Genomic DNA, 23,676 nt, shown 5'->3' with positions numbered 1-23,676 from the left:
CGGTGGAGGTAGCGACAATGCGACCAACCCAACAACAGACAATAGCGGCTGGACTTCTGGTGTATTTGCTAGCTCAGGGCAATTTAAAGGTCAATGCCAAGCAATTAATGAAAAAAACTGGCTACGCTCTTGGAGTAACGAAACCTACTTATGGTACGACGAAATTATTGATACTAATCCGGCATTAACGTCAGGCGTCATTGATTACTTTAATACTTTAAAAACGGAGCAACTGACTGAGTCGGGTGCGAAAAAAGATAACTTTCACTTTAGTTTGCCAACCGATGAGTGGCAAAGACAAAATCAATCAGGCCTAAGCTTTGGTTATGGCTTTAATATAAAAATAATCGCTGGTAGTGCGCCGCGCCAAGCAATTGTTAGCTATACCGAGCCAAATACCCCTGCTAGTAATCAAAATATTATTAGGGGCTTTGAGCTTTTAGAAGTTGATGGTGTTGATTTTATTAACACGACCTCATCAAGCGAGGTAGCTATTATTAACGCAGGTTTATTCCCAGAACAAACAGGTAAAGTTACCGAATTTGTATTTAGGGATATCAGCACTAATGAAAATCGCATTGTTACGCTCACATCTCAAAATATCGAGTCGCAACCAGTAATGAACGTACGTACTGATTTAGCAAACGGCGATGTGGGTTACTTTCAATTTAATAGCCACAACGCGATAGCCGAAACGCAGCTTTACAACGCCTTTAACCAACTCGCTGCCAGCAGCATTAAAGATTTAGTCATTGATGTGCGCTATAACGGCGGTGGTTTGTTACAAATGGCCAGCCAAGTAGGCTATATGGTGGCAGGTAGCAATACCCAAGGCAAAATATTTGAACGCACTATTTTTAACGATAAATACCCCAATACCAACCCTATCACAGGGCAAACACTGACCCCCATGCCCTTTACAAATCGTTTTGTCGGGTTTGAAAATAACCCTGCAATAGCTGCAGGCACCCCATTACCAACGTTAAATTTAGATCGGGTATTTGTACTCACCACCAGCAGTACCTGCTCAGCCAGTGAGGCTATAATTAACGGGCTGCGCGGAGCCGATGTTGAAATCATTCAGATAGGGGCTGGCACCTGTGGTAAACCGTATGGCTTTTACCCAACCGATAACTGCGACACTACTTATTTTACCATTCAATTTACTGGCGAAAATAACAAAGGTTTTGGTGAATATTCAGATGGCTTTGCACCGCAAAATACCATTGATAATGCGCGCCAGCCCGTACTTATTGCAGGCTGTGCTGTTGCCGATGACTTTAGCAAACGCTTAGGTGATGCAAGTGAAGGCTTACTTAATACCGCACTTAGTTATAGAGCAACCGGCAGTTGCCCAGCCCCAAGCTCAATAAATAGTGTTCTCGGTTTTGCGCCCACTATCGCCACCGATATGCCTGAAGTAAAAGACGCGCGAATTCAGACTGTACTTAAACAGAATATTATTCTTAGTGATAACATGAGATAAGCAATGAAGATTTTATTAGCAATAACTGCAATTTCGCTATTTTTAAGTGGGTGCTTAGCACAAAGCTCAGAGCCCACACCTAAATTGCAACATGCGTTACTAATTGAGCCTAATAGCGCTAAAGTAGCCGACGCAATTGCGCAGCTGCTGCATAGCTCGCAGGTTCAATTAGCAGACGATGTTTTTGTCACCTCAAGCACGGTTACCCTTGAGCAACTTAATCATAAAGATCCTCAGGGCAACCCTATTTTGGGCAAGCAACTTAATATGCCAGATCAATTTGAGCTCGTGACTAAGGGAGAGCGCTGTTTTGTTCGCCACCTTGATAGCAAAGCAACCATTGAACTAAAACAAGTACTTTGTAAAATAAACCCACAGCGATAAAAAAGCCGGTAAGTGACAACTCACTTACCGGCTATTCCTCAACAGAGTAAACTATTTTATTTCTACGCGTTGTGAGCGCATTACAATTTCATCGTTAAGCTCAATCCCAAGACCTGGTTCTTCTGATACTTCAAAAAAACCATTTTTAGGTTGTGGATCTTGTAAGCATAGCTCTCTATTCCACTTTTTAATCGCGTAAGTATGATGCTCGTGAATTAAAAAGTTAGGGATCGCTGTTTCTAAGTGCAATGATGCCGCCGTTGCAACCGGCCCTCCACATACGTGTGCCTGAATACGCACATCAAAAATATCAGCGTAATCACATACTTTTTTAGTTTCGGTAAAGCCACCACATAAGCCGATATCTGGCTGTAGTACATCAATACTTTGATCTTCTAAATAAGGACGTACCCCCCAGCGGTTATACAAGCGCTCGCCGCCTGCAATAGGCACAGCCACTTTGTCAGCCACTTTTGCATGTAATGAATGGTTTAAGTAATTCACCGGCTCTTCAAAATACATACAGTCAAATTCTTCTGCAATTTCACCAATTTGAATTGCCGATGTCGCCCCTGGTAAGCTATGACATTCAAAAATAATATCTACTTCGTCACCCACGGCCTCTCGAATAGCCTGCATACGTGCGCGGTATAGTTTCATCTCTGGGCGAGAAATAATATTTGTGCGGTCGTAATAGGTGTTACCGTCTTTATCGTATTGAATTGGATCGACTTTCACCGCATCGTAACCTTCCGCCACCGCTTTTAGTGCCGCTTCTGCATATTCTTGTGGCTGTACCAGCGCTTTAAATTCACTGTCCCAGTCAAACTGCAGCTGTGATGCATAAGTACGCAGCTTGTCGTTAACTTTACCGCCAAGCAACTGATAAACCGGTAAACCCAATGCTTTACCTTTTATATCCCAAAGCGCCGTATCAATCGCACTCATTGCTGCGTAAACCACCGGCCCACCACCTAGACCCCAAAAACTTTCACGCAACATACGCGACCATAGTTTTTCAGTTTGAAACGGGTCGTGTCCAATTAAAAAGGCATCGGCCATTTCTTTGATCATCGCAGCAGCGGCACTGTGTCCTAAATCGTACGCAAGACCTGCTTCACCAACACCGCTAATACCTTCATCGGTATGAATTCGAACAAATACCGGCGTCCATGCAGGACGATCAGGGCAATGAATATCAAAGACTTCAACGCGATTTACTTTCATAAAAATTCCTTATTAACCTTCAGTGGGTTATTTTGCAAAACTAGGATCAAGACGATACGCTTTTCGTAACATGGCAGGCCATGCTAGCTGGCCCCCTGTACTGCCGCTGTGAACGACGTTCGCTTGGTTATAAATGTTATCAATAATAGCTTGAGGTACAGCCACCGCTTCTTGCGCACTTGATTGAATGGCTAACTGTATTTCACAGGCACGCTGAAGGTCATAAAAGCGCATAAACGCATCGCCTACCGTTGGGCCTACTGTTAAACCGCCGTGGTTGACCAATAGCATATGATTGGTGGTGCCTAAATCTGTTTGCAGGCGTTTACGCTCATCGTCATTCACCGCTAAACCTTCATAGCCATGGTAAGACAGAGACGGCAATGAAAACATCGAATACTGACTTAGCGGTAACAGCCCTTCTTTTTGTGTTGCAACCGCAATCGTTTCTTTGGTGTGCAGGTGTATAACGCAATGTGCATCCTCACGTACTTCGTGAATGGCACTGTGAATAGTGAACCCTGCAGGGTTAATATTAAAGGGTGTATCGTCAATAATGCGGCCATTTAAATCTACTTTGACTAAGTTAGATGCAGTGATCTCATCAAACGTTAAGCCAAAGGCATTCACTAAATAATGATCCGTGCCCGGTAGGCGAGCAGAAAGGTGCGTATAAATTAAATCCCCCCAACGAAAATGGTCAACTAATCGATAACATGCGGCTAAATCAACACGTAGTTGCCACTCTTGTTCTGATACTTTATTTTTTAAATTGAGCTGGGGTAAATCAAACATAACAAGCCTTTTAAAACACAGCATAGCGCTAGTGATTGTAGATGTTTAGAAGTCTAAATGAGTATTAGCATGATGGCAATCACCAAATAAAAAAGCCACACATAGGTGTGGCTCTTTTTAATTAGCGTTAACGGTTATTGTACTTTTGATAGGTAATCGGCAATCGCTTCAAATTCTTCATCAGTCACAGTCGCAACCATCGCTTTCATCGCCATAGACATACCGTTGTTACGAGCGCCTGACTTGATGTCTTTCATTTGCGCTACTAAATATTCTTTGTTTTGACCATTTAGTTTAGGGTACATCGCCATAATAGGTGCTTTACCTTCTGCACCATGACATGTTTGACAATTTTTAGCTGTGTAAAGTGCAGCGCCATCTGCAGCGGCTGCTGAAAATGAAAAACTTGCGGCTAAACCAATACCCGCGCCTAATAAAAGTGTTTTTATCTTGCTCATTGTATTTACTCTTCTTTTTACGGTTAAAAAAAACGGTTGTGATTATTGTAGTCAATAAATCTTTAAAAAGCATACGTCCTTGGTAAGGTTTGACGATCAATCAGAACAAATACGTGTATCCCTCATAAAACACATACTAGCTTGCTTTAACTGAGCAGATACTTAATAGGCTTACCAAATAAGATCGTCTGGCACTTCAAAATCAGCATACGGATCGTCTTCATCTTTGGCTTTATTTTCAGGCTCAACATGAAACACAATATACTTTTCATCCACCTCAGCCACTTTACGCGCAGGCTCATCTTCTAATACGTAAAACTGACCTTCTAACACACAAATAGCTAAACGCCCGCCCGAGAGCGCCTTTTGCGTTTGCTCATTCACATCAAGCCCTTTCACTTTATTTTCATAAGTGAAGTTAAAGGTACGCTCACCGCGAATTGACTCTTGATTATGATGCTCTAAAATTTGCTTAACACGGGCGACTTGCTCGCGCTGCTTTAATTCTTCTTGGCGCGCTTTATTGAGCTCTTCAGCTTTTTGCTGCTGCTCCAACTTAGTTTGCTGAATATGCTTTTGTAAATCGTTCGGGTTGCTCGTCGCTCCCTTCTTTTGCTTTTTCTGTTGCTTGCGCTTTTCTGATTTAGCAACTTTAGCTTTATGTGATGTTGTTAAACCAGCTTGGAGCAATTGCTCTTGTAGTGACCCCATGGCGTGTTCCCACTAAAAACGAATATTAATGCTATTTTAATCACCAACGAGCGTAAATAACAGCGCTATTGGTATTAATCTAACAAACTACTGAAAACAAAGCATGATTTAGCGCAATAAAGGTTAATTTATGAAAACCCTAGCAGTTTTGTATATAATGCAGCTCAACTAATAAGCAATGTATATGGCAGTTAATGCGCTTACCTCACCTACTCATCTGTTCAGTTTTCATTTTTTTTGTTTTATACGCACCACAGCCATTATTAAGTTTATTTGCTACTGAATTTAATGTTGCTCCTGCTGTTGCAGGCAGCTTAATGACGGCCACTATGTTGCCTTTAGCTATTGCCCCTTTGGTGTATGGACTGTTTTTAGCTAAGCGAAACCCTTTATTGATATTACGCTTCGCTATGTTGTTACTGGGTGTGGGTTGTATCTTATTTATTTATGCCCCGAGTTTTGAATTACTTCTACTGGTAAGGTTTTTACAAGGACTGACTTTACCTGCCGCATTGACTGCCATGACCAGCTTTATTGGTATGAGCTATCAAGCCGATACATTACAAAAAAATATGACGCTATATATAGGTAGTACGATTGTCGGTGGTTATTTTGGTCGTGTATTGGCTGCGCTCTTTAGCGATGTTTGGTCGTGGCAGAGTTTTTATTACCTAATAGCAGCCATGCTGATTATTCTAGCGTTAAGTATTCCCCATAAACGTTTTAATCTCGTTAAATCAACCGAGGTTTTATCACCATTAGATTATATAAAACAACTTAAAGAGGGCTCTGCACTTAAGCTCTATGGTGCCATTTTTTGTATGTTTTTTTGCTTTGCAGCATTATTAAACTACTTGCCTTTTATTTTAAAAAATACCTTTTTAATTAATAACACGCGCGACATTGGCTTTGTTTATAGTGGCTATTTGGTGGGTGCTTTGGCTTCTATTTTCACTCCTTGGCTATTAAAAAAAATGACTTCAGCCTGGCGATTGTTGGCCGCGGTATTCGTGTTTTATAACCTCAGTATTGTGTTATTAATTAGTCATTCACTGTTGTTGTTTTTAATTGCATTCACACTCTTTTGTGGCGCTATGTTTGTAATTCATTCCACAGCGGCACCACTGGTTAATAAAATCAGTCACGCACCGCCAAGCGTTACCAACGGGTGCTATGTATCATTTTATTACAGCGGCGGCGCACTGGGCTCGTTATTACCTGGGGTGGTTTATCAAACTCATGGACAAACGGCGTTTATGGCAACATTACTCGCTGTGTGTTTGTGTGGACTAGGGCTTATTTTGTGGGCTCAGCGCGATGGCAAAAACATCACCCGCGGCTGATGCTCAGTAAAGTCAAAAAAACGCAGTAAATCAGGCTTAGTTAATAACCATGTTTGGGTATTTTCAAACGGGTGGCAATGAAATAAATCGCCAAACCAAATATCTTGGTCAAGCCAAAGCGTTACATCTCGTTGTTTGTCGTTCATTAAGCTGAGCATTGACACGCAACCAGGTGCAACCTTTAAGTACTTAGCCAAGCGCTCATTAGAGGCGAAGCCTAAGCGCGATAGCCCTTGCTGTTTAGCAAGTGACTTTAAATCCAACTGTTTATCATGCGCGGTGATCACTAAAAAATGACGCTTACCTTCGTTGTCTCGCAAAAATAGGTTTTTTAAGCGTGTTCCTGGGCGATTTACCATCAGTTCATCGGCATCTAAACTGCCATGTAGCGCTGGATGTTCTATTACGTCATATTCTATATTTAGTTGGGCTAACACTGCCGCTAGTTTTTGTTTATCCGCTAACATACTACAAACAACGCCCTCTTAGCTGCACACTTAAATCACGCCATAGTACTTCGTTTATTTCATGCTTATCTGCACAATAGTTACGCTGTGCTAGTTCTTTATTAAGAAACTCTACCGCTTGATCTTCTAATTGTAATTTTAAAACACTCGACTCTTCAAAATGCTCTTGCTCAGCAAAACGCTGAACATCACTGCGGGTTAGTTTTTTATTGACATTAATTTGCTCACGACTTTTAGCCTTTACAGAAACCACATAAGCAAAAAGCTTGTTACCTTGCTCATCAAGGGTGTCATAAAATTGTTTATTATTAATTTCGTAGGGCGGTTCATCTACTGAACTGGCACAACCAAAAAGGAAAATCATGAAAACTAACGCGTATTTTTTCATTATGTATTGTCGTTTTAGTAAATATTGAGCTCGAGTTTAACAAAAATTAGTTAAAACGGAAAAATTTGTGAAAAAATACTTGACCAAAATCGTAAAAATATTTAAAGTTCACCCCGCTTGAGACTCAGCACTTAAGCATTTACATTGTATGTAAATTAGGAATGTGGGGCTATAGCTCAGCTGGGAGAGCGCCTGCCTTGCACGCAGGAGGTCAGCAGTTCGATCCTGCTTAGCTCCACCACTTTCCTACTCTCTCCCTTAAGTAATATCCTTATTTTTATATTCTAAATAAATTTCTCTGTTAATAATTTTTTGCCCTGTTTTAATCTTTATGTTTGCTTAGTTGTTTGATTTTGCTAAATCGAGATCAAAAATGCCGAGCAAAAGCTCGGCATTTTTATCGTTTATTAGGTTGGGTAAGTTATTCGCGAACTTGACCAACACCATTAACTAAATATTTCTCAGTAGTTAGTGACTCAAGCCCCATTGGACCATAAGCATGCAGCTTAGTCGTTGCAATACCAATCTCGGCGCCTAAACCTAGTTGTGAGCCATCAGAGAAACGTGATGACGCATTAACCATAACAACCGATGCATCCACACTACGTTGGAATAACTCTGCCGCAGCATCGTTTTTAGTACAGATAACTTCGGTATGATTTGAGCCAAATTGAGCAATGTGCTCAACGGCTGCATCAAAGCTTGGCACTATACGAATAGCAATTTCTAAATCTAAATATTCTTCACCAAATTCGTTATCTGCAAGCACAGTGGCATTATCAAAATATTCAGCCGCTTTAGCGTCAGCATTAATTTTTACACCTTCTTGACGAAGTACAACTGCACACAAATTTAAAAACTCATCAGCTACATCTTGGTGTACCACTAAACCCTCAAGTGCATTACATACACCAGTACGCTGAGTCTTACCATTAAGTAGTAGATTAAGTGCCACTTCTAAGTCTGCATCTTTATCTACGTATAAATGACACACGCCTTTAAAGTGCTGAATAACAGGAATTGTACTGTTTTCTGTTACATAGTTAATAAGCCCTTCACCGCCCCGTGGGATAATTAAATCAATACTGTCGCGTTGCTGCATTAATTCCATTAGTAAAGCACGGTCAGGATCTGGAATAACTGAAATTAGCGCCGTTGGCAAACCATGTTTAGTAAGCACGCTGTGCATTACACTAGCAATGGCTTGTGAGCTTTTAAGCGCTTCTTTACCACCGCGCAAAATAACACCATTACCCGACTTAAAGCACAATGCACCCGCGTCAGCCGTTACATTAGGTCGTGCTTCGTAAATCATGCATACCACGCCCAGTGGTACACGCATTTTACGAATTTTAATGCCATTTGGACGTTCAGTGATATCACGTAACTGGCCAACCGGATCATCAAGTGAAACAATCACTTCGATACCTTCAGCCATCGCTTCAATGCGCTCATCATTCAATGTTAAACGGTCTATCATTGACGCTGCTAAATTATTGTCACGCGCAGCGCTTAGGTCACTTTCGTTTTCTTTGATTATAAATTCTTTTTGATCTCTTAATGCCGCTGCCATATCGGTTAACACGTTGTTTTTAGTCTCGGTATCGAGTAAAGCAAGTGTATGTGCAGCTTTTGCTGCTTGGCGTGATATATCCGTAATTAAACTCATGACTTCTCCAATAATGCGATATCTTTTTCTGAAATAATTGGTCCAATTGAATCCTGCATTTTTTCGCTGAATTCACTCTGTTCGTTGTCTGCAATAAAGTTTAACAAACAGCTACTGTAATTTGCTGTGGCTTTAGCTAAACGCGTACCATCTTCACTGCGAACTAAGATAGTATCGCCCACAGCAAACTCACCATGTACTTCCTTGATCTCATCGCCTCGTAAACAGCCGTCTTCGCCTTCTAGTGAATCATCAAATGACCCATCGACAACCACTTCACCTTGTTCATTTGCGGTATGTGTCATCCAGTGAATAGAGTCTTGCATTGGTTTTTCATAAGGCAAGAACACACTACCTGGATTTTCGCCCGCTAATAAACGAGTAAAGGTTTCTTCTTTAAAGCCGTTAATAATATACGTTGCAATACCATGTGATGTGGCTTTTTCTGCCGCTTCAATCTTGGTTTTCATACCACCGGTGCCTACTGCACTGGTAGCACATCCTGCCATAGCATAAATAGAATCATCAATTGATTTTATTTCAGGCAATAATACGGCATCGTCATGCAAATTTGGGTTTTTGTCGTACAGCCCATCTACATCTGAAAAAATCATTAATGCGTCAGCGTCAGCGGCAGCTGCCACCATAGCTGATAAGTTATCGTTATCACCCACTTTTAAATCATCTGTTGTCACCGCATCATTTTCATTAATGATAGGTAGCACGCCGTGTTCTAACAAGGTAAATACAGTTTCACGAATACTTTGATAGCGCTCACGGTCACGTAGGTCACCATGAGTTAATAGTAGCTGCGCCGAAGGAAAATCAAAGAAACGATCCCACATGGCCATCATTTCTGTTTGCCCTGCTGCTGCCATGGCTTTTTTCATAACAACTGAGCGCGGCTTCTCTGATGGAAATAAATGCGAGCCTGCCGCTACAGAGCCTGATGACACTAAAATAACCTCTATACCACGTGCGCGACAGTGAACGATAAACTGTGCGATGGTTAACAAGTAGCGTGAACGACAGCCATCTTGATCGGGTGCAATTAAGGCACTGCCCACTTTAAGTACGATACGTCGCCAATTTAACTTTTGCATAAATGCTCAACTTTCCATTTTATTTGTATTCATCACACTGATGAATGAAACCAGGTCGCTATGTTTAAAACATAACGTCGAATTTGTTTATCATTGCCCACACTTTTTTTACACACGCGTACACCGTCTCTAAAACCATTGTTTTAAATTGAGATGCAAAAAATAAATAGTATTAACCCAATAAAATTGGATTGTACTAACTAAAAAAATATAAAGTGTTGTTTATGTATCGCTGTAAAAAGCTGTGTGCGGCTTTTTTATTAACAACATACATAGAGCCTCTTAAGTCTGGTACACCAACAGATAGGGTGATGACTTAAGGACCGAGATTTAACCGCCACGATGGGGATTAAATATTGAAAGGTAATAATTCAACTCAAACTTTAATTTATATGCGTTAAGCAAATAAACACCTTGAGCAAAACTATACCAAAGAGTTCGGTAAATGATATTTTATGTTCGAACATTATAAAACATCACTGAAACAATCACTAAGAGAGTTAAGATGTTTATATCTAACACGTTTACTTACTTAAACAACAAACTTTATTAGATAACTAATTATTCGAACACGAAGTATAATACGTTAAAATAGCCGCTTAGATCAAGGCTAAAATTAAAGCTAAATAGGTGATAACAGACAAGGCATGCACATTTTGCAATAGATATCATAAAGTTAGACTACTATAAATGGTAATTATAGAGACTATAACTTTGATAACACTCTCACAAAAGACGTTAACACTAAATAAATAAACATTATTTATTAGCTAAATTTAATTTACACGTGTATACCCACTGTATTACTGGTTGGTAACCGTTATACTTTTAAACATTATTAAAATTAAGGAGTTTTTACTCTATGTCAGCAATTTATATAGCCGGTATTGCACTGTGTTCAGTGTTAGCCCAATGGGTCGCTTGGGCGTTTAGAGTACCCGCTATTCTGTTTTTATTGCTTACAGGGCTTTTATTAGGGCCATTTAGTGGCGTATTAGACCCTGATGCATTATTAGGTGATTTACTTTTTCCTGTGGTCTCTTTGAGTGTCGCTGTGATTTTATTTGAAGGGTCCTTAACTTTACATTTTCGAGAACTTAAAGGGATCAGTAAAGTCGTCAGAAACCTCTGCTCTATTGGTATGCTTACAACTTGTATTGTTATTAGTTTTAGCGCCTATTGGTTACTCGAGTTAAATTGGCGAGTTGCTGCAGTACTTGGCGCAGTGCTTGTTGTTACGGGGCCAACCGTTATTGCTCCATTACTTAACTCGATGCGACCTACCCAGGATATCGATCGTATTTTACGCTGGGAAGGCATAGTAATAGACCCCATTGGCGCTTTATTTGCAGTGTTAGTGTTTGAAGCCGTAATGCTGGTTGGTCAGGGTGAAGTACTTAGCCACACTATCGTTGCACTGGTTAAAACCGTTGGCGTTGGTTTAAGTATTGGTGTGGTTTCGGGTTGGATCACGACGCAACTAATGCGCCGAGAATGGCTGCCATTTGAGCTACATAAGTTTGGTATTTTAGCGTTAGTGTTAATTAGCTTTTCTATTTCAAACCACATAAGCCATGAGTCAGGCTTACTGGCTGTGACGGTGTTTGGCATTTGGTTAGCTAATCAAGATGACTTGGAAATAGATTCGGTACTCGAGTTTAAAGAAGATTTGTCGATGATTTTAATCTCAACTTTATTTATTTTATTGGCCGCAAGACTACAACTCTCTGATTTAATGATGCTCGACAGCGACGTCTTTATATTTTTAGCTATTGTGCTATTTATTGCGCGCCCATTGTGTATTGCTATTTCAACCTTTGGTACAGACTTACCGATGAAATCACGCCTAGTACTTGCTTGGATTGCACCTCGCGGTATTGTTGCAGCAGCCGTTGGTTCAGTATTTGCGCTGAGTATGATGGAAGCGGGAGTGGCCGATGCCGAAAAAATGGTGCCACTCATATTTACTGTTATTATTGTTACTGTGGTACTGCAAAGCTTAACGGCTATCCCTGTTGCGAAACTACTTGGAGTGCGTCAACCATCCCCTAATACTATTTTAATCATTGGTGCAAACCATGTATCGCGTGCAATTGCACGTGGCTTAAAAGAGCAAAATATTCCTGTTCATCTATCAGATCCTGCTTGGGAGAACTGTAGAATGGCGCGCATGGATGGCCTGCCTTGTTATTACGGTAACCCGCAATCGGAGCATGCTGAACGTTATTTACCTTTAACCACGATTCGCAGTGTTTTAGCGCTTTCACCTAATCGCCACCACAACGCATTAGGGGTGCAGTACTTCTCTCATTTATTAAATGAAAAAAATGTATTTTCACTACGTTCCTCTTCTTCGCACGCCAAAGCAAATAAAGACAGTGCGACGTTTTTATCTCGACAAATTCTGTTTGGTGAAAACGGCGCATATGCACGCTTAAGCAGTGTTATTGCCAAAGGCGGTAAAGTGAGTGCAACACGTATATCTGAAGAGTTTAGCTGGCAGCAGTATTTAGAAATGAATCCTGAAGCGATCCCACTGTTTATTCTCAAAGGGGATAAAGACAGTGATGAAGACGCACCAGTGAAAATGAGGCCTTTTACCAGTGATATGGAAAAGCCACCACAAGAGGGTGAACGAGTAGTTGCATTGCAACCGCCTAAAATATCGCTATTAAAAGATCCGGCCAATAACAAAGCCAAAGACAATAAAAAAGACGAGTAATAACTAAAAAGCGAGAGTGCTAAAAAAAGCACTCTCGCTTTTTTATTTACAAACCTAAACTCTGATTAAGAGATTTACTAACATATTAAATCATAGTCATAATTAGGTTGATTTTCTCTAGCTAGAGTTTAGGTTACATAGGTAAGCGCGCGCGGGTAACGACACTAGCTGGCATTTTTTCAGCAAGTTTAGTTAATGCTCGCTCTATTTTTTTATGTGTCGCTTTATCGGCTACCGTGGTGTTAAACAGCCAACGATAAGCATCTTCAAAGTCTCTTGGACTACCATAGCCTTGATTAAACAAGCCCACTAATCGTAATTGCGCTTTTAAGTTACCTTGCGCTGAGGCCTCACGGAGGTAGGTTATTGCCATGGCTTTGTCTTTTTGGACTAACTGCCCAACATCGTAATAGCGACCTAGCTGCTCTAATGCTGCCGCTAAGCCCTGCTCAGCCGCTTTTTTCATGTAATACACACCTAAAGCTACATCACGCTCAACACACACCTTGTAGGCGAGCATATCACCGTATAAAAATTGATACGACGGCAATGCCATTTTATTGGCTCGCGCTTCTATATCTTGCACTAACTGGCAATTATCTGCCTTGACGCGGGCTAGATGAGTGTTCTCATTAATTAAAGCTATTAACTCAGATTCAGTATACAGCGGCACAGCTGCAGGGCTTTCTTCAGCTAAGCTATTGCTTATATTAAATAAAGAAAGTGTAAGTAGTGATAATGACCACACTGAGCAACGAGAAGATAAACGCATATTAACCACTTTAAAAATAAACTTACCAAATAATATACAAAGATCGTTCCACTATTAATAGGTGTGCTTTTTTATAGGCATAAAAAAAGCTGCACATGGCAGCTTCTTTTCAACATAAACCCAATTATGCAAATGGGCTACGAAGTATCATGGTTTCAACACGATCTGGACCTGTAGAGATAATATCAACAGGGACGCCCGTGATTTCTTCAATACGTTTAATGTAATCAATTGCTGCTTTAGGTAAACCTTCAAGCGATGTTACACCCACGGTATTTTCAGACCAACCAGGCATTTCTTCGTATACTGGTGTTACTTTATCGTAACCTTCAGCCGCTAATGGCGTAACGTTAGTCACAGTACCATCTTCAAGCTTATAACCAGTACAGATTTTAAGTGTTTCTAAACCGTCTAGAACGTCAAGTTTAGTTAAACAAAAACCTGAAATGCTGTTAATTTGAACTGCACGGCGCATAGCCACTGCATCTAACCAGCCAGTACGACGTAAACGACCAGTAGTAGCACCAAACTCATGACCTTTGTCACCTAAATGCTTACCTACTGGGTCTTGTTTTTCAAGGCCATCGTAAAGCTCTGTAGGAAAAGGACCTGAACCTACACGTGTTGTGTACGCTTTAATGATACCTAGTACATAATCAAGGTGTAATGGGCCAAAACCCGCACCTGTAGCAACGCCACCAGCAGTAGTGTTTGAAGATGTAACATAAGGATAAGTACCGTGATCGATATCAAGTAATGTACCTTGTGCACCTTCAAATAAGATGTTGTCACCGGCTTTACGCGTTTGATCTAAAAGCTCAGTTACATCAACTACCATTGCTTTTAAGATGTCAGCAACAGCCATTGCGTCATCAAACGTTTTTTGAAAATCTACTGCATCTACTTTGTAGTAGTTCACTAATGTGAAGTTGTGGTATTCCAATACTTCTTTTAACTTAGTAGCAAATAATTCAGGATTGAATAAATCGCCAACACGTAAACCACGACGTGCTACTTTATCTTCATACGCTGGACCGATACCACGACCCGTTGTACCGATTGGTTTATCGCCACGCGCTGTTTCGCGAGCTACATCTAATGCAACATGGAAAGGCAATATTAGCGGACATGCTTCACTGATTAAAAGACGTTCGCGTACTGGTACGCCACGCTCTTCAAGCATGCCAATTTCTTTCATTAGCGCTTCTGGTGATAAAACAACACCATTACCAATCACACATTTAACATTGTCACGTAATACACCCGATGGAATAAGGTGTAGAACTGTCTTTTCACCGTCGATCACTAAGGTATGGCCAGCGTTATGACCACCTTGATAACGAACTACTAAAGATGCTTTATCTGTAAGGAGGTCAACTACCTTACCCTTACCTTCGTCACCCCATTGGGTGCCTAGTACTACAACGTTTTTACCCATTGCAAATTCACTTAGAGAAAATTAGGACGAGATTTTACCAGAAAACTAAAGCAAAGTTCACCCCGTTTAGCTTATTTTTTCCTCGTGCCCTTAGTAAACATCAGTGTTTAGCTAATAATCACATAAATAACAGTGATTTATAAGATTAAAATTCAGATAACAAAAAGCCCTGCAATTGCAGGGCTTTTTAAATTTAACTAAAGCTGTGATTACTGAGCTTTCGCGCCTTTCATGTATTGGAAGAAGTCGCTATCCGGTGATAACACCATCACGTCTTGCTTTCCTTTGAAAGTTTGCTTGTAAGCTTCTAAAGAGCGAACAAAGCTAAAGAACTCAGGGTCTTTATTATAAGCACTAGCGTAAATCGCAGCAGCATCAGCATCGCCTTGACCACGAACAGAACGCGCATTACGTTCTGCATCAGCAAGCATTACTGTTACTCGGCGGTCAACACCTGCACGAATCGTCTCTGCTTTTTCCTGACCTTCAGAACGGTGCTCTTTAGCAACGGCAGTACGCTCAGCACGCATACGTTGGTAAATAGAGCTACTCACCTCTTGAGGTAAGTTAATTTGCTTAACACGTACATCAAGTACTTCAATACCCAGCTCACTAGCACTTTCAGAGGCTTGTACTAACGCTTCTTCCATCAGCTCGCTACGTTCACCCGATACAATTTCACGAATAGTACGAGTACCAAAGTTAGTACGTAGGCCATTATTTACTTTTTGCTTAAGCAGTGTTTCAGCGTATTGCTTATCACCACGTGCACGCAGGTAAAAAGAGCTAAAGTCGTTAACACGCCATTTTACAAACGAATCAACAATTAAGTCTTTTTTCTCGCTAGTTACAAAGCGATCCGGTGTGCCATCTAGCGTTTGAATACGCGCATCAATGCGGCGCACTTGGCTAAAAAATGGCACTTTTAGATGTAGACCTGGACCATAAACTACCGCTTGATCATCGCTGTCTTTTTGTACTTTACTAAATAAAAGTACAATCGCCTTTTGGCCTTCAGAAACCACAAATACTGACGAGAAACACATTACAATGGCAGCTAATAGGATTACTAAACTAAAGTTTTTCATTATGCTTATCTCCCGTCGTTGAAGCGATCATTGTTAAAGCGATCATTACCACTATTAACAGTGCTGTTACGTGACGTATTTACCTTGTTACGTAAATCGTTAATATCGCTTGAGCTAGGTAAAGCAACGCGTGTTGATGAACCCTGTTTTTCCATGATTTTATCAAGTGGTAAATACATCATGTTGTTACCGCCCTTAACGTCAACCAATATTTTAGAGCTATTACCTAATACTTCTTGCATTGCGTCTATGTATAAACGCTCGCGTGTTACTTCTTTAGCTGCTTGGTATTCTGGAAGTAATTTCTCAAAACGAGCCACTTCACCTTGCGCTTCTAAAGTAATACGCTCTTGGTAACCTTCAGCCTCTTGCGTCATACGCGTTACTTGACCACGCGCACGCGGTTCAATTTCACGGGCATACGCTTCGGCTTCACGAATAAAGCGTTGTTCATCCTCTTGGGCTGCAATTGCATCATCAAACGCATCTTTAACTTCCATTGGCGGACGTGAATCCTTGAAGTTAACGTCAGTTACGATTAAACCTAAGTTATAAGGTTCGATGATTTGATTTAGCTCATCCCAGGTATTTTGACGCACAACTTCACGGCCGTTAGTCAGTACTTGGTCCATTTTTGAATGGCCAACAACATAACGCAGTGCACTATCTAATGCTTCTTCAAGGCTGCTGTCAGCGTTAGTGACACTAAACTTGTATAAGTATGGGTCGATTACTCGATACTGTACTTCAAACTCAACGCTTACTACGTTTTCATCTTCAGTTAGCATAAAGCCTGATGCTGATAACGAACGAACAGCTTCGATATCGACTGGAATAACCGTCTCAACAAAGGTCATTTTCCAACGCAAGCCTGGATCTGCAATTCGGTCAAACTTACCAAATTGAAGAACGACACCGCGTTCAGCTTCTTTCACCGTATAAATACCGCTTAACGCCCACACAATGGCAGCGATAATAAGTACAAATGAAATACCGGCTCCGCCAAGTCCACCGCCGCTACCATTGCCGGATTTTTTACCGCCAAATAAGCCGTTAAACTTGTTACTGAATTTACGGAACACCTCGTCTAAATCAGGTGGGCCTTGATCACGTCCGCCTTTGTTATTCCACGGATCTTTGTCATTGCCATTATTACCCGGTTCATTCCAGGCCATAGCTATACTCCATTGTTATCTAAATAAATTCGGAAATTGTGTTAAATCTAACAAATCTTATGCATTTCTTATACTAAAACCGACATTAATCTTTCAGTTTTTAGTCGCAGCTAATAAAACTTTCAATCTCTGGGCCAAAATCTTTAATCAAACGATTCCACTCAATCATAGGTAATCGCACATCTAGCAACCAATTACCTTGCTCATCAAAACGTTCGTTATGTACTGCACTTAAGTTAAATAAAGATGCTCTTAAACGTCCATACTGAGGAGCCAGTAGTAAAGTTTCACTCAACATCTTTTTAGCTAGTAGGTCACTAATAGCCTCACTTAGCAGCTCGCAACCTTCACCTGTTTTTGCTGATAACCATACCCTTATAGGTTGGCCTTCGTCATCGCGATCAATACGTGGGGTTACATCATCCAGCGCATCAATTTTGTTGTATACAAGTAATTGCGGTACATCATCAGCTTCAATTTCTTTGAGTACTTCTTGTACCTGTTCAATATTTTCTTTTCGACGAGGGTCGGCTACATCTATCACGTGTAATTGTAAATCAGCCTCTCGCGTTTCTGTCAGCGTTGCTTTAAATGCAGCCACTAAGTCATGCGGTAAGTGGCGAATAAACCCTACAGTATCCGCTAAAATAACCGAACCAACATCGCCAATATCTAATTTGCGTAAGGTTGGGTCTAGTGTTGCAAACAACTGATCAGCGGCATACACATCAGAATTTGTAATACGGTTAAATAAGGTTGATTTACCCGCATTAGTATAGCCCACTAAAGAAACCGTTGGGATCTCATTACGAGTACGTGCTCGTCTACCTTGCTCACGTTGTACGCCAACTTTAGCCAAACGGGCGCGTATATTTTTAATACGTGCACGTAATAAACGTCGATCGGTTTCTAACTGCGTTTCACCAGGACCACGTAAACCAATACCGCCTTTTTGGCGTTCAAGGTGGGTCCAACCTCGGATTAAACGAGTCGACATATGACGAAGCTGCGCTAACTCAACTTGAAGTTTACCTTCGTGAGTACGTGCGCGCTGAGCAAAAATATCGAGGATAAGTGTGGTTCTATCAAGCACCCGACATTGGCAAACACGCTCTAAATTACGTTCTTGAGACGGACTTAACTGATGGTTAAAAATGACAACATCGGCATTGTGGATTTTGACAATTTCAGCTATTTCTTCTGCTTTGCCGGTACCGACAAATAGCTTCGGATGTGGTGCTTGACGGCTGCCTTGCACAACCGCCAAACTACTAACACCAGCAGAAGATACCAACATTTCTAATTCGTGGAGATCTTCACGATCCCCCTCTTTAGGTAAGTCGATATGGACTAAAATTGCCTGTTCGCCAGATTCATAGCGGTCAAACAAGCATTACGCTCCTAATTTAAAAGTTTCCAGCTTCAGGTTCTTCAGTGTCTTCATTTCCCTGAACACCTTGGAAGTTGACTGCGCGTGCAGGTACAACTGTAGAAATTGCATGTTTATACACCATTTGGTTAACAGTGTTTTCCAGCAAAATTACAAATTGGTCAAATGACTGAATTTTACCTTGTAATTTTATGCCATTTACCAAAAAAATTGATACTGGAATGCGCTCACGGCGTAGTGCATTTAAAAATGGGTCTTGTAACGATTGGCCTTTTGCCATGTTATTATTCCTTCGTTCTAGGTGTTATTATAATTAAGTGGCTGAACTGATTTAACAAAGATAAATTTTGTTCAACTACTACTAGCTTAGCGAACTTACTACACGATGCAAGTTTTCTTCATCACCTGTTGTTAACCATGTAACATCAGGCCAGCTTCTTAACCACGTTAATTGACGTTTAGCCAATTGACGTGTGGCTGCAATGCCGCGAAAAATCATTTCATCATGATCAATTTCACCCGCAAGGTAATCCCACATCTGTCTATAACCTACACAACGAATAGAAGGCATATTGGGATGTAAATCCTCACGTAGATATAGGGTCGAAACTTCTTTTTCAAACCCCTGTTCAATCATTATTTTAAACCTTTCTTCAATTCGATGATGTAATTCACTGCGATCATCGGGTGCAATTGCAAATTGATGAAAAGTATAGGGTAATGCTGGCTGCTTTTGCTTTTGCAATTCAGTCATCGTTTTACCTGTTATACGGTAAACTTCCAAAGCACGATTAATTCGCTGCGAATCATTTTCACTCATCTTTTGTGCGGCTTGCGGATCAACTTTAACCAGCTCTTTGTATAAATAAGGCCAGCCATGCTCTTTAGCTTGTGTTTCTAGTTCGGCTCTAACGTCTGCATCGGCCTCAGGTAATGGCGACAACCCATCAATTAGCGCTTTGAAGTACATCATTGTACCTCCAACCAATACAGGCACTTTACCTTGTTGATGAAATTTATCAATTTTTTCTATAGCATCACGTCTAAAATCAGCAACCGAATACGTTTCACTCGGATCAAGTAAGTCAATTAAATGATGTGGGGCACGAGCTAATTCGTCGGCATCAGGCTTAGCCGTACCAATATCCATACCTTTATAAACAAGCGCAGAATCAACGCTAATAATCTCAGTATTTAAATACTCACACAGTGAAATTGCCAATGCTGTTTTACCAGCAGCGGTTGGGCCCATTAAAAATATGACCGGTAAATTACTCAACACGAATACCTTAATTAAATTGCGTTAGATAAGAGTTTAGATCTATTTTAACTGCTTTTTCTCGCAAGCGTTCAATTGTTTGCGGATTATTTTGTAAGCGCGCTTGCTGCTCTAAAAAGGCATTGCTCGCATAGAACCGTGCGGGAATTATATTTACCTGCCATTGTAGCCATTCATCAATACTTGCTAGCTGAGCCTTACATCCCTCAAGCAATGCATCTATTGCAGCACTTACATCTAATAAGTACAGGCTTGTAGGCAGCTTCTTTACCATAACAAACTGCTTTTCTATTAATAACTCAAAACCTAGTAAGGTAAACCAAGACTGCTGAGCAGCAAGAAGCGCCGTGTCTTGTTTTGATACGTTGACACGCACAGGCAATAGGAGTGCTTTACCTTCAAGGCTGCCATGCTCTTTTATTTGTGTATGCCAATCATCCGCTAATGCGTATTTAAAGTGTGAACAATAAAGTTGATTTTCATTATTGAACACGCAAACGCCCTGTTCAATGCTTATTATATCGACAGTGCGCAGTGCTGTATCTGATACTTGCGTCTCATTAGATTGTACAAATGCTGCCGCAGTATCAAAGTGCTGCGCTTGTTGCTCATTCACGCCCTGATAAAACGCATTCACATCATGGTAATTTTGGCTTTCAGTACGCACCTGTCTACCCGCACCTTGACGACCGCCACCATAAGAGGCACTACTTGTAGATGGCGAATGACTTGGTTGTAATGACGACTTAGGATAATCAAAAAGTTCACTACTGGAAGTGTGTTCTTGGTTAAACGATGTAACTGGTGAATGATGAGCGTGAGCGGCTGGCGAATTAACAAACTCAGCTTGAAGTGGCACCACAACTTGTTTAATAGCTTGTAAAATAAAGTCATGTACCAAACGACCTTGATGAAAACGTACCTCATGCTTTGCCGGGTGCACGTTAACATCCACTTGGCGTGGGTCTATATCTATGTAAATCACAAATCCGGGAAGTTCTTGCTCGCCACTGACCTCTTCAAATGCTTGACGAATAGCATGCAGAATAAGTTTGTCGCGCATCATACGATTATTTACATAGGTATACTGAGTACTATTAGCCGATCCAACTGGCAATACCCAACCGTGTAGTTGCAACCCAGCCTCACCCGATTGAATATGCAATCCTTGCTCAGCAAACGCTTTACCCGCCACTTGTGCGACTCGCGTAATCGCTTGAGCAGGATCAGTTTTAGCGCGATACTGGCGCACCACTTTTTCATTATGGGTTAATGTAATTGATACATCAAAACGGCTCAGCGCAATACGCTTTATAAGCTCATCAATATGACTAAATTCGGTTTTTTCAGTGCGTAAAAACTTACGTCTTGCTGGGGTGTTAAAAAATAAATCTTTAACTTCAATTGTGGTGCCACTAGGGTGAGCAACCGGCTTTACCTCTACGGCCATATCTCGGCCTTGTGCAAAGGCTTGCCACGCAGCTTCTTGATTTTCGGGTTTAGAGCTTAAGGTTAAGCGAGATACCGAACTAATAGATGCTAAGGCTTCCCCCCTAAAACCAAGAGAACAAATATTTTCTAGGTCGTCTAGGGACTTTAGTTTACTGGTTGCATGGCGAGAGAGCGCTAATGTGAGCTCACCCTTTGCAATACCCGCTCCATTGTCGCGAATACGAATTAACTTGTGGCCCCCGCGTTCAATATCTATTTGAATACGTGTCGCGCCTGCATCAAGGCTGTTTTCTACTAACTCTTTAACCACCGATGCGGGACGCTCAACAACTTCACCCGCCGCAATTTGGTTTGCTAAGCGCGCAGGTAATATTTCAATACTCATAACAACCTTAAATGTGTGCGCTTTTAAAATTAACTCTGAGGAATATCAAGTTCCTGACCAATAAATAGCGTATTTGAACTGAGCTTATTAACTTGTTTTATTTTACTGATACTCACGCCATATCGACCTGCCAACATGCTCAGTGACTCACCAGGACGTACTTTATGTTTTGTTGGATACTGAGACTTTAATGACGCAAACAGTGAGTCGTCAGGCGGGTTACGTAAATAGTAATTTTTAATTGAGGTAAACATGGCTTTAGCTAAGCGCTCTTGATGATTGGCACTTTTAAGCAGTCGCTCTTCACGTGGATTAGAGATAAACCCAGTTTCAACCAAAATAGACGGAATATCTGGCGACTTTAATACTGCAAGGCTGGCATGTTGCGGCTCTTTTTTATGAAGTTTAGCCACCTTTCGTAGCTCTTTAACTACTTCCTCAGCCACGTTTAAGCCGGTTTTCATGGAGTGATCCATCGACATATCAAGCAAGGCTTGCGCTAAGTACTTTTCATTTGCAGCATCTTTAATTACATCGGCAGCACCGCCAAGTAACTCAGAGTGTTTTTCTTTATCCTCAATCCATTTACCAATTTCTGAATTGGCACGTCGCAGCGACAACACCCAAACAGAAGCACCATTTGGCCCAGGGCTGGTAAACGCATCTGCATGAATAGAAACAAAAAAGTCTGCTTTTTTCTGACGTGCGCGGTTGGTACGTGTATTGAGTTTTACAAAGTAATCGCCACTGCGAACCATACGCGAAATCATGCCTCGCTCAGCATCAATCATCCGCTCTAAACGCTTGGCAATTTGCAGTGTAATGTCTTTTTCGTAAGTGCCTGATGGGCCAATGGAGCCAGGGTCTTCACCGCCATGCCCTGCATCAATAGCAATTACAATATCGCGCTCTTGGCTTAATTGGCGTTTTTTTGCCGCCGTTTGCGCAGGGGTAATTGCACCTTTAGCTTGGCTTTTATCGTATAAATCGACCACCAATCTATTTTTATAAGGGCCTGTGGGGGCTAGTGCAAATATAACTGGTTTAACTGGCCCATTTAATTCAAACACTAAACGCACGCTGTGTTTATTTTTAGGTTTTGAGTAACGTAACTTACTAACAATTTGGTGTTTTGGTGGCACACCTGGCAATGTTTTCAACTCATCAGTGTTTTCTAAATCAACCACTAAACGGCTTGGATTTTTTAGCATAAAGTAGCTGAAATCGGGTTTATCGTCGAGATCAAACACCACCCGGGTGCTATCAGGGGATGGCCAGACACGCACACTATTAATAGTGTTTTGCGCCCACAATGGCAAGCTCACTGTAAAAACCATGAGGTAAATAAAAAGTTTAACTAAACCACGACTCATTTTGATAATCACTGCCTTAACTATTTTATTATCTATTATTTAGTTTTTCGACAATTGCTACACCACGCTCACTCGCACTGTTAATAACAATTTTACGCTCATCACCTACATAACTTAGCGTAGCATTTAGATCGGGAACAGGAATAAATTCTCCGCCTTTTTCCGGCCACTCAACAATACAAGTTGCCGTTTCTGAAAAATAATCACGAATTCCCATAAATTCAAGCTCTTCTGGGTCACCTAATCGGTATAAGTCAAAATGATAGACATTGCCACGCACAAGCTCGTAAGGTTCAACAAGTGTATAAGTGGGACTTTTAACCTTACCTGTATGACCAAAACCTTGCACTATACCGCGAGTAAATGTCGTTTTACCGGCCCCCAAATCACCATGCAAATAAATAACTGCGCCCTGTTCTATTATGGCAGCTAATTTATTACCCATAGCAACAGTGGCATTTTCATCGACTAAATGAAAATCAAAACTACACGACATGATTACCTCAAAATTTACGAAAAGCGCATATTTGTTAATCATACCAGATTATTTATTTAAGGTGATACTGCCTCT

Annotated in this window: 22 protein-coding genes and 1 tRNA gene (1 of these 23 cut by a window edge); 5 read left to right on the top strand and 18 right to left on the bottom strand. The window is 41.0% G+C overall.

Annotation, left to right across the window (positions count from 1 at the left end; translation table 11 throughout):
• Positions 1 to 1,486 carry the 3' portion of a S41 family peptidase gene (locus L641_RS0111240; protein ID WP_024601942.1) on the top strand. 65 nt of this gene lie to the left of the window's left edge, so the window shows 1,486 of its 1,551 coding nt (coding positions 66-1,551); its start codon lies off the left edge, out of view; the stop codon is at positions 1,484 to 1,486.
• Between the two features lie 3 nt (positions 1,487 to 1,489).
• Positions 1,490 to 1,870 carry a hypothetical protein gene (locus L641_RS0111235; RefSeq protein ID WP_013466013.1) on the top strand — a complete coding sequence of 127 codons (381 nt, stop codon included), beginning with the start codon at positions 1,490 to 1,492 and terminating at the stop codon, positions 1,868 to 1,870.
• Positions 1,871 to 1,921: 51 nt separating this feature from the next.
• On the opposite strand, the gene L641_RS0111230 is transcribed toward L641_RS0111235, so the two are convergent.
• From L641_RS0111230 to L641_RS0111215, 4 genes are all read right to left on the bottom strand, one after another.
• Positions 1,922 to 3,097 carry a mandelate racemase/muconate lactonizing enzyme family protein gene (locus L641_RS0111230; protein ID WP_010391702.1) on the bottom strand — a complete coding sequence of 392 codons (1,176 nt, stop codon included), beginning with the start codon at positions 3,095 to 3,097 and terminating at the stop codon, positions 1,922 to 1,924.
• A gap of 27 nt (positions 3,098 to 3,124) precedes the next feature.
• Positions 3,125 to 3,892 carry a class II aldolase/adducin family protein gene (locus tag L641_RS0111225; RefSeq protein ID WP_013466014.1) on the bottom strand — a complete coding sequence of 256 codons (768 nt, stop codon included), beginning with the start codon at positions 3,890 to 3,892 and terminating at the stop codon, positions 3,125 to 3,127.
• 134 nt (positions 3,893 to 4,026) lie between these two features.
• On the bottom strand, positions 4,027 to 4,350 hold the full coding sequence (locus tag L641_RS0111220) for a c-type cytochrome (protein WP_010391700.1): 324 nt from the start codon (positions 4,348 to 4,350) through the stop codon (positions 4,027 to 4,029).
• A gap of 171 nt (positions 4,351 to 4,521) precedes the next feature.
• Complete coding sequence (locus L641_RS0111215; RefSeq protein WP_010391699.1) at positions 4,522 to 5,061, bottom strand: DUF2058 domain-containing protein; 540 nt, start codon at positions 5,059 to 5,061, stop codon at positions 4,522 to 4,524.
• A 194-nt stretch (positions 5,062 to 5,255) separates the two neighbouring features.
• Here L641_RS0111215 and L641_RS0111210 point away from each other — a divergent pair, with 194 nt between their 5' ends.
• A complete protein-coding gene (locus L641_RS0111210) occupies positions 5,256 to 6,404 on the top strand; it encodes an MFS transporter (protein ID WP_024601941.1) in 1,149 nt (382 codons plus the stop codon).
• On the opposite strand, the gene L641_RS0111205 is transcribed toward L641_RS0111210, so the two are convergent.
• Together L641_RS0111205 and L641_RS0111200 are read right to left on the bottom strand one after the other, a co-directional pair.
• A complete protein-coding gene (locus L641_RS0111205) occupies positions 6,371 to 6,871 on the bottom strand; it encodes a prolyl-tRNA synthetase associated domain-containing protein (protein WP_024601940.1) in 501 nt (166 codons plus the stop codon). The two genes, L641_RS0111210 and L641_RS0111205, sit on opposite strands and share 34 nt — an antisense overlap.
• A gap of 1 nt (position 6,872) precedes the next feature.
• Positions 6,873 to 7,259: a hypothetical protein gene (locus L641_RS0111200; RefSeq protein ID WP_024601939.1), complete on the bottom strand. Its 387-nt coding sequence runs from the start codon at positions 7,257 to 7,259 to the stop codon at positions 6,873 to 6,875.
• Positions 7,260 to 7,424: 165 nt separating this feature from the next.
• Here L641_RS0111200 and L641_RS0111195 point away from each other — a divergent pair.
• Positions 7,425 to 7,500 (top strand) — tRNA-Ala (locus tag L641_RS0111195).
• 180 nt (positions 7,501 to 7,680) lie between these two features.
• On the opposite strand, the gene L641_RS0111190 is transcribed toward L641_RS0111195, so the two are convergent.
• A complete protein-coding gene (locus tag L641_RS0111190) occupies positions 7,681 to 8,928 on the bottom strand; it encodes a glutamate-5-semialdehyde dehydrogenase (RefSeq protein WP_024601938.1) in 1,248 nt (415 codons plus the stop codon).
• Positions 8,925 to 10,031, bottom strand: coding sequence for a glutamate 5-kinase (proB, locus tag L641_RS0111185; protein ID WP_013466019.1), 1,107 nt, complete (start codon positions 10,029 to 10,031; stop codon positions 8,925 to 8,927). Before proB ends, L641_RS0111190 begins: the two co-directional genes overlap by 4 nt.
• 862 nt (positions 10,032 to 10,893) lie before the next feature.
• Between proB and L641_RS0111180 the strand changes: the two genes are divergently transcribed.
• Positions 10,894 to 12,753, top strand: a complete 1,860-nt coding sequence (locus L641_RS0111180) for a sodium:proton antiporter (protein WP_013466020.1) — start codon at positions 10,894 to 10,896, stop codon at positions 12,751 to 12,753.
• A 133-nt stretch (positions 12,754 to 12,886) separates the two neighbouring features.
• Here L641_RS0111180 and L641_RS0111175 read toward each other — a convergent pair whose 3' ends face one another.
• The 10 genes from L641_RS0111175 to tsaE form a co-directional block, all read right to left on the bottom strand.
• Positions 12,887 to 13,525 (bottom strand): tetratricopeptide repeat protein, encoded by a 639-nt coding sequence (locus tag L641_RS0111175; RefSeq protein ID WP_013466021.1) that lies wholly within the window; start codon positions 13,523 to 13,525, stop codon positions 12,887 to 12,889.
• A gap of 124 nt (positions 13,526 to 13,649) precedes the next feature.
• Positions 13,650 to 14,963: an adenylosuccinate synthase gene (locus L641_RS0111170; RefSeq protein WP_024601937.1), complete on the bottom strand. Its 1,314-nt coding sequence runs from the start codon at positions 14,961 to 14,963 to the stop codon at positions 13,650 to 13,652.
• Between the two features lie 209 nt (positions 14,964 to 15,172).
• On the bottom strand, positions 15,173 to 16,051 hold the full coding sequence (gene hflC, locus L641_RS0111165) for a protease modulator HflC (RefSeq protein ID WP_013466023.1): 879 nt from the start codon (positions 16,049 to 16,051) through the stop codon (positions 15,173 to 15,175).
• A 5-nt stretch (positions 16,052 to 16,056) separates the two neighbouring features.
• The gene (hflK, locus tag L641_RS0111160) at positions 16,057 to 17,226 is read right to left on the bottom strand and encodes an FtsH protease activity modulator HflK (protein WP_013466024.1); all 1,170 of its coding nucleotides are present in this window, start codon (positions 17,224 to 17,226) and stop codon (positions 16,057 to 16,059) included.
• A gap of 100 nt (positions 17,227 to 17,326) precedes the next feature.
• Complete coding sequence (hflX, locus tag L641_RS0111155) at positions 17,327 to 18,616, bottom strand: ribosome rescue GTPase HflX (RefSeq protein ID WP_024601936.1); 1,290 nt, start codon at positions 18,614 to 18,616, stop codon at positions 17,327 to 17,329.
• A gap of 16 nt (positions 18,617 to 18,632) precedes the next feature.
• On the bottom strand, positions 18,633 to 18,896 hold the full coding sequence (gene hfq / locus L641_RS0111150; RefSeq protein ID WP_013466026.1) for an RNA chaperone Hfq: 264 nt from the start codon (positions 18,894 to 18,896) through the stop codon (positions 18,633 to 18,635).
• A gap of 81 nt (positions 18,897 to 18,977) precedes the next feature.
• Positions 18,978 to 19,895 (bottom strand): tRNA (adenosine(37)-N6)-dimethylallyltransferase MiaA, encoded by a 918-nt coding sequence (miaA, locus tag L641_RS0111145; protein ID WP_024601935.1) that lies wholly within the window; start codon positions 19,893 to 19,895, stop codon positions 18,978 to 18,980.
• A gap of 10 nt (positions 19,896 to 19,905) precedes the next feature.
• Positions 19,906 to 21,732, bottom strand: a complete 1,827-nt coding sequence (gene mutL / locus L641_RS0111140) for a DNA mismatch repair endonuclease MutL (RefSeq protein WP_024601934.1) — start codon at positions 21,730 to 21,732, stop codon at positions 19,906 to 19,908.
• A gap of 29 nt (positions 21,733 to 21,761) precedes the next feature.
• Positions 21,762 to 23,105, bottom strand: coding sequence for an N-acetylmuramoyl-L-alanine amidase (locus L641_RS0111135; protein WP_024601933.1), 1,344 nt, complete (start codon positions 23,103 to 23,105; stop codon positions 21,762 to 21,764).
• 28 nt (positions 23,106 to 23,133) lie between these two features.
• Entirely contained in the window at positions 23,134 to 23,601 is a 468-nt protein-coding gene (gene tsaE / locus L641_RS0111130) for a tRNA (adenosine(37)-N6)-threonylcarbamoyltransferase complex ATPase subunit type 1 TsaE (RefSeq protein ID WP_013466030.1), read from the bottom strand.
• Between the last annotated feature and the right edge of the window lie 75 nt (positions 23,602 to 23,676).

This window comes from Pseudoalteromonas sp. TB41, assembly GCF_000497975.1.
GTDB classification, from domain to species: domain Bacteria; phylum Pseudomonadota; class Gammaproteobacteria; order Enterobacterales; family Alteromonadaceae; genus Pseudoalteromonas; species Pseudoalteromonas tetraodonis.
The sequence above is the reverse complement of the archived record's forward strand: the minus strand, read 5'-3'. Positions and strand labels throughout refer to the sequence as shown.